The organism is Leptospira gomenensis (assembly GCF_004770155.1).
GTDB lineage: Bacteria > Spirochaetota > Leptospiria > Leptospirales > Leptospiraceae > Leptospira > Leptospira gomenensis.
In genome coordinates this window covers 1-1,221 of the sequence record NZ_RQFA01000001.1, presented here as the reverse complement: position 1 = coordinate 1,221, position 1,221 = coordinate 1, and the positions used below count along the sequence as shown (strand labels likewise).

The 1,221-nt window shown below is 47.6% G+C and carries 1 pseudogene; it reads right to left on the bottom strand.

From position 1 onward, the window contains the following. Positions 1–1,221: pseudogene (locus EHQ17_RS00005) on the bottom strand (hypothetical protein); the annotation flags it as partial.

The following is a 1,221-nucleotide window of genomic DNA, read 5'->3' as shown; positions in this document are numbered from 1 at the left end:
GTGATCGTTGTAGGAGTCGTTTCTCCTACTGCCGTCGGTAGAATCGTCTTTTTCATTCTTCCGATCGGATCATATTCGAACAACGTAGGATTTCTTTCTTCGAGATGGAGAACGAACCTGTCCATTTCTCCGGACGTCGCCCAATTCGATTGGCTTTGGCGGATTACTTTCCCGGTTCCGTCATACACAAGTCTTCCCGTAAGCGTAAAATTTCCGTTAGACGCAGTTTTCACCGTGTAGATGTTACGACCCAGACCGTCTGCGTAGGTCTTGGAAGCAAAGGCAGGATCTCCCGTTCCTGTCGGGAATGTTGTCTTTGCACTTAAGGGAAAACTTGCATTGTAGCTGTAAGTGGCGGTTGTGAGAGTTCCCACATCCGTGTCGGAACTCGTTCGGATCAGTCTTCCAAAACCGTCGTATTCAAAAGACGTTTTGTTTCCGTTCGGATCGCTTTCTTCCGTCGGAGAACCGAACGCGGAGGAATAATCGATCTTGTATCGGGTCGGAAGATCAATTGAACCTCCGAAGGAAGTCTTCTGAGTGACAAACTGATGCAGTTCATCGTCGAACGTGTAAGAGTTCCCACGCGCAGGACTTCCACTTGTATCCTTTTCAACCGTTTTGTTTCCAAAATTGTCATATTCAAATTCGGTTGTATGAGTTCCCACAGGTGAAAGTCCACTTCCCGTGTAGGAACTCACACGTTTTGTTAGATTTCCCTGGGAGTCGTAACTAAACACAGAAGTAACTTCGTGGGAACTCCCCGCAAAACTCGTATTTCTCGCGACCCTTCTCTGATTCGTAGTATCGTCCGTTTCGAAATCAGTGATTTCCGTCGTGGTCGTAACTCCGTGCGCAATATCGCTGAAGTGATCCATCGTAGAAGAACTCTTCCGAAGGATCTTGGACCCGTCAAAAATCGTATTCAGATTTTGGGTCGTAGTTCTCGACCCCCCCAGGAATTTTTCGATCTTTGCGGCTTGAGACAGATATCCGACCACACCAGAACCATACTGAATTTCTAGGATCTCATACGAAGTTCGGATCACTCCGTAGTCCAAGTTGTCGCTTCCGACGATGCGGCTTTCCTTCTCCGCACCCCCCAGCGCCCGGTTGCGCAGAAAGTCGGAGTAAGGGTTCGAATAGTAAGAATAATACGTCTTACCTCCGTAAACGTCATTCACGACGAAATCGCTAAAGCCGAAAAAATCCGTTTCTTTT